At 76.3% G+C, this 8,561-nt stretch carries 2 protein-coding genes; both read left to right on the plus strand.

Translation table 11 applies throughout. The features are described 5' to 3' along the window. Positions 1-5,577 (plus strand): type I polyketide synthase (locus V7793_RS28205; protein WP_336011473.1); only part of this gene is annotated, 5,577 nt, incomplete at its 5' end. A 14-nt stretch (positions 5,578-5,591) separates the two neighbouring features. Continuing rightward, positions 5,592-8,561: type I polyketide synthase (locus tag V7793_RS28210; RefSeq protein WP_336011476.1), on the plus strand; the 2,970-nt coding region annotated here is incomplete at its 3' end.

Below are 8,561 nucleotides of genomic sequence, written 5' to 3' on the forward strand. Positions count from 1 at the left end.
GCCGAGCGCGAGCCGGTCCTGGTCGACCTCGTGCGCACGCACGTCGCCGCCGTGCTCGGCCACCGGTCGGGCGACGCCGTCGAGCGCGACAAGGCCTTCCGGGAGCTGGGCTTCGACTCGCTGGCCGCCGTCGAGCTGCGCAACGGGCTGAGCGCGGCCACCGGTCTGCGGCTGCCCGCGACCGTGGTCTTCGACCACCCCAGCCCCGCCGGCCTCGCCCGTCACCTGCTCGCCGAGCTCGTCGGCGGGCTCGACGCGGCACCCGCGGAGACGGCCACCGCGGCGGCCGACGACGAACCCGTCGCGATCGTCGGGATGAGCTGCCGCTACCCCGGCGGGGTGAACTCGCCCGAGGACCTGTGGCGGCTGATCACCGGGGAGAGCGACGCCGTCGGCGAGTTCCCCGCCGACCGCGGCTGGGACCTGGAGGCGCTCTACGACCCCACCCTCGACCGCGAGGGCACCAGCTACGCCCGGCACGGCGGGTTCCTGCACGATGCGGGCGACTTCGACGCCGCCTTCTTCGGCATGGACGCCGAAGAGGCACTCGTCACCGACCCCCAGCAGCGACTGCTGCTGGAGACGTCGTGGGAGGCGCTCGAACGGGCCGCCATCGACCCGGCCGGGCTGCGCGGGAGCCGGACCGGGGTGTTCGCCGGCGTCATGTACCACGACTACTTCGGCAGCTTCGGCTCCGGCAGCCTCGTCTCGGGCCGCGTCGCCTACACGCTCGGCCTGGAGGGGCCGACGCTGTCGGTCGACACCGCCTGCTCCTCGTCGCTCGTCGCCCTGCACCTCGCGGTGCAGTCCCTCCGCCGGGGCGAGTGCACGCTCGCCCTGGCCGGCGGCGTCACGGTGATGGCGACCCCCGGGACCTTCGTCGAGTTCAGCCGCCAGCGCGGCCTGTCGCGCGACGGCCGCTGCCGCCCCTTCGCCGACGCCGCCAACGGCACGGGCTTCAGCGAGGGCGCGGGCGTCCTCCTCCTCGAACGGCTCTCCGACGCCCGCCGCAACGGGCACCGGGTCCTCGCGGTCGTCCGCGGCACCGCGGTCAACCAGGACGGCGCCTCCAACGGCATCACCGCCCCCAACGGCCCCGCCCAGCAGCGCGTCATCCGCCGGGCCCTGGCCGCCGCGGGCATCTCCGGCGCCGACGTCGACGTGGTGGAGGCGCACGGCACCGGCACCACGCTCGGCGACCCCATCGAGGCCCAGGCCCTGATCGCCACCTACGGCAAGGAGCACACCGGCGACCGCCCGCTGTGGCTGGGCTCGGTCAAGTCGAACCTCGGGCACACCCAGGCCGCGGCCGGCGTCGCCGGCGTGATCAAGATGGTGCAGGCCCTCCGCAACGAGGTCCTGCCCCGGACCCTGCACGTCGACGAGCCCTCCCGGCACGTCGACTGGTCGGACGGCACCGTCCGGCTCCTGACCGAGGCCCGGGAATGGCCGGAGTACGGGCGCCCGCGCCGGGCCGGCGTCTCCTCCTTCGGCATCAGCGGCACCAACGCGCACGTGGTCCTCGAAGCCGCCCCCGCGGACGCCGAGCCTGCTCCGGAGCCGCAGGCCGCACAGCTCCCGGCCGTACCGTGGCTGCTGTCCGGCCACGACCAGGACGCCCTGCGCGCCCAGGCCGGACGGCTGCTGTCCCACCTGGCGGACCGGGACGACCTCGACCCGCACCGCGTCGCCGGCGCCCTCGCCGGCGCGCGGACCGCGCTCACCCACCGCGCGGCCGTCACCGGCGGAGACCGCGAGGAGCTCCTGCGCGGCCTGCGCGCGCTGGCCGCCGGAACCGCCTCGCCGTCCGTGGTCACCGGAACGGCGACGGACGGCAGGCTCGCCTTCCTCTTCTCCGGCCAGGGCTCGCAGCTCGCCGGCATGGGCCTGGAACTCGCCGCGGCCTTCCCGGCCTTCGACCGCGCCCTCGACGAGATCTGCGGCCACCTCGACCCGCTGCTGGACCGGCCCCTGCGCGACGTGCTGTCCTCCGCGGAGCTGCTGGAGCGGACCGCATACACCCAGCCCGCCCTGTTCGCCGTCGAGGTCGCCCTCTTCCGGCTGCTGGAGTCCTGGGGCGTCCGGCCGGACCTGCTGGCCGGGCACTCCGTCGGCGAGTTCGCCGCCGCCCACGTCGCGGGCGTCTGGTCCCTGGCCGACGCGGCGGCCCTGGTCGCCGCCCGCGGCCGGCTCATGCAGGCCCTGCCCGCCGGCGGCGCCATGGTCGCCGTCAAGGCCGCCGAGGACGCGGTCGCGCCCCTGCTGACCGGCGACGTCAGCATCGCGGCCGTCAACGGCCCGGACTCCGTCGTGCTCTCGGGCCCGGCGGAGGAGGTCCGCGCGGTCGCGGCCCGCTTCGAGCGGACCCGGGAACTCGCCGTGAGCCACGCCTTCCACTCGCCCCTCATGGAACCGATGCTCGACGCCTTCCGCGAGACCGCCGAGGGCATTGCCTTCCACCCGCCCCGCATCCCCTTCGTCTCCGCCCTCACCGGCGCCCTTGCCGAGGAGGACGAGCTGTGCTCGCCGGAGTACTGGGTGCGCCACGCCCGCTCGGCGGTGCGCTTCGCCGACGCCGTGCGCACCCTCGAGGACGCGGGCGCGCGCCGCTTCGCCGAGATCGGCCCCGGCGGCGTACTGACCGCGCTGGCCGCCGGGTGCCTGACCGGCGACGCCGCCCTGATCGCCGTGCTGCGCAAGGACAGGGACGAGCCGGCCGCGGTCGCCGCCGCGCTCGGCGCGCTCCACGCCCACGGCGGCACGGTGGACTGGGCGCGGTTGCTGCCGGACGGGCGCGGCGTCGACCTGCCCACGTACGCCTTCCAGCGCCGCCGCTACTGGATGGCGAGCGACGCCCCCGGCCTCCGCGCCGCCGCCGGCCACCCGCTGCTCGGCACCGCCGTGGAACTGGCCGGAGCCGACGGGCTGCTGTTCACCGGCAGCCTCTCCCTGCAGAGCCACCCGTGGCTCGCCGACCACGCCGTCGGCGGCACGGTGCTGCTTCCCGGCACGGCGTTCGTGGAGATGGCCCTCGCCGCCGGGGCACGCGCCGGATGCGGCACGGTCGAGGAGCTGACCATCGCCGAACCCCTCGTCCTGCCCGGGAACGGCACCGTGCGCCTGCAGTGCACCGTGAGCGAACCGGACGCCTCCGGAGCCCGGGCCTTCCGGGTCTGGTCCGCGGCCGCCGCGGGCGACCCGTGGACCACGCACGCCACCGGCCTCCTGAAGGCCGGGGCCGTCCCCGCCGCGGCGGCGCCGCAGGCCTGGCCGCCCGCCGGCGAACCGCTCGACCTGGACGGCGTGTACGAGCGGCTGGCCGCGCTCGGCGCCTCCTACGGGCCGCGGTTCCAGGGCCTGCGCGCCGCCTGGCGGCGCGGCGACGAGGTCTTCGCGGAGATCGAACTGCCCGTGGAGACCGACGCGTTCGCCCTGCACCCGGCGCTGTTCGACGCCGCGCTGCACGCGATCGGGCTGCGGGAGGGCGCCGCCGGGCGCATGATGCTGCCGTTCGCCTGGACCGGCGTCGAGCTGCACGCCGTGGGAGCGACCGCCCTGCGCGTACGGATCACCGGTGACGGTCCCGGTTCCGTACGGATCGAGGCCACCGACGGGCTGGGCGCACCGGTGCTCTCCGTGCGGTCGCTGACGCTGCGCGAGGTCTCCGCCGACCGCCTCGCCTCCGCCGCCGCGGGCAGGAGCGACACGCTGTTCGCCGTGGAGTGGGTCAAGGCGCCCGGCGACGACGTGGCCTCCGCCGCCGGCCGCTGGGCCGTGCTCGACGACGCGCAGGGGATCGCGGGCGCCCTCGAAGGGGAGGTCACCGCCGTCCACGCGGTCGCGGACCTCGGCGAGGCCGCGGCACACCTGCCTGCCCCGGCCGACGTGCTCGTTCTGCCGTACACCGGCGGCGACGGCCCGCAGGCCGTCCGCTCCGGCACGGCCGGCCTGCTCGGCCGGCTCCGGTCCTGGCTCGCCGACCCGCGGTTCGAGGCCTCGACCCTGGCCGTCGTGACCGGCGGGGCCGTCAGCACCGACGGCGAGGACGTCACCGACCTGGCCGGCGCCGCGGCCTGGGGCCTGCTGCGGTCCGCGCAGTCCGAACACCCCGGCCGCATCGTCCTGATCGACCTCGGCGCGCACGCCGGACCCGACGCGTACCGGCTGCTGCCCGCGGCCGTCGCGACCGGCGAACCCCAGCTCGCCCTGCGCTCGGGCGTCCTCAGCGCACCGCGGCTCGTCCGGGCCGCGCAGTCCGCCGCGCGCTCCGCCGACTGGCACGGGACCGTGCTCGTCACCGGCGGGACCGGCGCCCTCGGCCGCCTCGTGGCACGCCACCTGGTCACCGCACACGGCGTGCCGAAGCTGCTGCTGACCAGCAGGCGCGGCCCCGACGCCCCCGGGGCGGCCGGGCTCCGGGCCGAACTCACCGCCCTGGGCGCCGAGGTCACCGTCGCCGCCTGCGACGCCGCCGACCGGGACGCCCTGGAGCGGCTCCTGGCCGAGCACCCGGTGACCGGCGTCGTCCACGCCGCCGGTGTCCTCGACGACGGCGTGATCGACTCCCTGACGCCGGAGCGCCTCGACACCGTGCTCCGCCCCAAGGCGGACGCCGCCCGGCACCTTCACGACCTCACCAAGGACCGGCCGCTGTCGGCGTTCGTCCTCTTCTCCTCGGCCGCCGGCCTGCTCGGCAGCCCCGGACAGGCGAGCTACGCCGCGGCCAACTCCTTCCTCGACGCCCTGGCCGTGCACCGCAGGGCGGCCGGCCTGCCGGCCACCTCCCTGGCCTGGGGCGCGTGGTCCGGCGGCGGGGGCATGGCCGACCGCCTCGGCGACGCCGACACCCGGCGCCTCGCCCAGGCGGGCGTGGCCGGCCTCGGCGCGGAGGAGGGCCTGGCCCTGTTCGACGCGGCGTCCGGCCACGAGGAGACCGTGCTGATGCCCGCCCGGCTCGACACGGCCGCCATGGCCCGCTCCGGCCGCGTCCCGCCGCTGCTGCGCGGCCTCGTCCGGCCGTCCCGGACCGTCGTCCGGGCCGCGTCGACGGCGTCCGCCGCGCTCCGCGACCGGCTGGCGCGGCTGCCCGCGCAGGAGCGCACCCCGCTGCTCCTGGAGGTGGTCGGCGAACAGGCCGCGGCAGTGCTGGGGATCACCGCGATCGAGCCGGACCGCGCGTTCGGCGAGCTGGGCTTCGACTCGCTGACCGCGGTCGAGTTCCGCAACGGCCTCAACGAGACGACCGGCCTGCGGCTCCCGGCCACGCTGATTTTCGACTACCCGAGCCCGCAGGTTCTGGCGGAGCACCTGGCCGCCGAACTGGCCCCGGCCGGGCGGTCCGCCGCCGGTGCCGAGGGGAGTGAGGAAGCGGCCGTCCGCCGCGCCCTCGCGGGGCTTCCCCTGGCCGCACTGCGCGACGCGGGCCTGCTCGACGGCCTGCTGGAGCTGGCCGGGGTCCGGCCGCGGCCCGGCGCGGACCAGGGTGGCGGGAGCGGCGCGTCGATCGACGCCATGGACGCGGAGAGCCTGATCAGCCTGGCTCTCGAAGGCACGGCCGGGGACGGCGACGCCCTGTGACAAGGAGTGGGAACGTGGCTCAGCCCGAGACACCGGACGCCAGGATGGTCGAAGCGCTCCGCGCTTCGCTCAAGGAGGCCGACCGGCTGAGGGAGCGGAACCGCAAGCTGACCGCCGCGCTGCGGGAGCCGATCGCGATCGTGGGGATGGCGTGCCGGTACCCGGGCGGCGTGCGCTCGCCGGAGGAGTTGTGGGACCTGGTTGCGGAGGGCGGGGACGGCATCACCGGCTTCCCCGCCGACCGCGGCTGGGACCCCGACCTCCACGACCCGGAACCCGGCGCCGAAGGCAGGAGCTACACCGCCGAGGGCGGGTTCCTGCACGATGCGGGGGAGTTCGACGCGGGGTTCTTCGGGATCAGTCCGCGTGAGGCGTTGTTGATGGATCCGCAGCAGCGGTTGCTGCTGGAGGGTTCGTGGGAGGCGCTGGAGAGTGCGGGGATCGACCCGGGTTCGCTGAAGGGGAGCCGGACCGGGGTGTTCGCCGGGTTGATGTACCACGACTACTTCGGGAGTTTCGGTTCGGGCAGCATCGTGTCGGGCCGGGTGGCGTACACGCTCGGTCTGGAGGGGCCGACGCTGTCGATCGACACCGCGTGCTCGTCGTCGCTGGTCGCCCTCCATCTGGCTGCCCAGTCCCTGCGTCAGGGCGAGTGCACCCTGGCGCTGGCCGGCGGGGTCACGGTCATGGCCTCGCCCGGCACGTTCGTCGAGTTCAGCAGGCAGGGGGCGCTCTCGCCCGACGGCCGGTGCAAGTCCTTCGCCGACGGCGCGGACGGCACCGGATTCGCCGAGGGCGTGGGCATCCTCGTGGTGGAGCGGTTGTCGGACGCGCGGCGCAACGGGCACGAGGTGCTGGCCGTCGTCCGGGGCTCGGCGGTGAACCAGGACGGCGCGTCCAACGGTCTGACGGCTCCGAACGGTCCGTCGCAGCAGCGGGTGATCCGGCAGGCGCTGGAGAGTGCGGGGCTGTCGGCTGCTGAGGTGGACGTGGTGGAGGCGCACGGCACCGGTACCACCCTGGGCGATCCGATCGAGGCTCAGGCGCTGCTCGCCACGTACGGGCAGGAGCGGCCGGCGGGCCGGCCGCTGTGGCTGGGGTCCGTCAAGTCGAACATCGGTCACACGCAGGCCGCCGCCGGAGTGGCGGGAGTCATCAAGATGGTGCTGGCCATGCGCCACGGTCTCCTGCCCAAGTCCCTGCACGTGGGCGAGCCTTCGCGGCAGGTGGACTGGACGGCGGGCAGTGTCGAACTGCTGACGGAGGCGCGTGAGTGGCCGGAGGCCGACGGCCGTCCGCGCCGGGCCGGTATCTCCTCGTTCGGCATCAGCGGCACCAACGCCCACACCATCATCGAGGAAGCCATCGAGGAAGCCCCGGCCGAGCCCGTCCCGGAGCAGCCGGAGTCCGGCCCTGTACCGCCCGTCCTGATCTGGCCGCTGTCCGCCCGCGGCCGCCAGGCCCTGCCCGCCCAGGCCGAGCGCCTCCACGCGTACGCCGAGGCCCGGCCGGAGCTCGGACCGGCCGCCGTCGCCCGGTCGCTGGGCACCCGGCGCGCCGTCCTCGGCGACCGCGCCGCCGTCGTGGGCACCGACCGCGCCCAGCTGCTGCGCGGCCTGCGGGCCCTGGCCGCCGGCGAGAGCTCGCCCGCCGTGGTGCAGGGCACCGCGCGCAAGGGCGGGCGCACGGCGTTCCTCTTCACCGGGCAGGGCGCCCAGCGCCTCGGCATGGGCGCCGGGCTCCGGGCGGCCCACCCGGTGTTCGCCGAGGCCTTCGACGCGGTGGACGAGGCGCTCGGCACCGGCCTCTCCGGCGTCCTGTCCGGCACGGACGCGGACCGGGCCGACCAGACCCTCCACGCGCAGACCGGCCTCTTCGCCTACGAGGTCGCCCTCTTCCGGCTGCTGGAGTCGTGGGGGATCCGCCCCGACCTCCTCGCCGGGCACTCGATCGGCGAGCTCGCCGCCGCGCACGTCGCGGGCGTCCTCACGCTGCAGGACGCGTGCACCCTCGTCGCGGCCCGCGGCCGCCTGATGCAGGCGCTGCCCGCGGGCGGGGCGATGGCCGCGGTCCGGGCCGGCGAGGAGGAGATCCTCCCGCTGCTCACCGACCGGGTGGCCCTGGCGGCCGTCAACGGCCCCGCGTCGGTGGTGATCTCCGGCGAGCGGGACGAGGTCCTGCGGATCGCGCAGGGCTTCGGGAAGGCCAAGCGGCTCAAGGTCTCGCACGCCTTCCACTCGCCGCTCATGGACGGCATGCTCGACGGCTTCCGCGCCGTCGCCGAGAGCGTGACGTACCACGAGCCGCGCATCCCCCTCGTATCGAACCTGACCGGGCGGCCGGCGGAGAGGGGCCTGCTGTCCGATCCCGCGTACTGGGTCCGCCACGTGCGCGAGCCGGTCCGCTTCGCGGCGGGGGTACGGTCCCTCGCGGACGCCGGTGCCACGCGCTTCGCCGAGCTGGGGCCGGACGCCGTCCTGACCGGCATGGCCCGGGAGAGCGTCCCGGAGGGGACCTTCGTCCCCCTGGGCAGACGGCAGGGCGAGGAACCGGTGGTGCTGGCGCAGGGCGTGGCACAGCTGTACGCGGACGGCCTCGCGCCCGACTGGCGGGCCCTGTACCCCGGCACGGCGACGGCGCCCCTGCCCTCGTACGCCTTCCGGCGCCGGCGGTACTGGCTCGCGGCGGACGTCCCCCTGACGGCCGGCGCCCTCACCGCCCCGGAGGAGCCCGCGTCCGCGGAGGATTCCGTGGGCGGGGAACCCCTGCGGGACCGGCTGGCGGCCGCCACCCCGGCCGGGCAGGAGGAGCTGCTGACCCGCCTCGTACGGGCCCGCGCGGCCGCCGTGCTCGGCCATGCCGGCCCCGAGGAGGTCGGCCCGGAGACCGGCTTCCTGGAGGCCGGTATGGACTCGGTGTCGGCCACGGAGCTGCGGCACGCGCTCGCCGGCGCGACGGGGCTGACCCTGCCGACCGGAGTCGTC

The organism is Streptomyces sp. KLMMK, assembly GCF_036961605.1.
GTDB lineage: Bacteria > Actinomycetota > Actinomycetes > Streptomycetales > Streptomycetaceae > Streptomyces > Streptomyces telluris.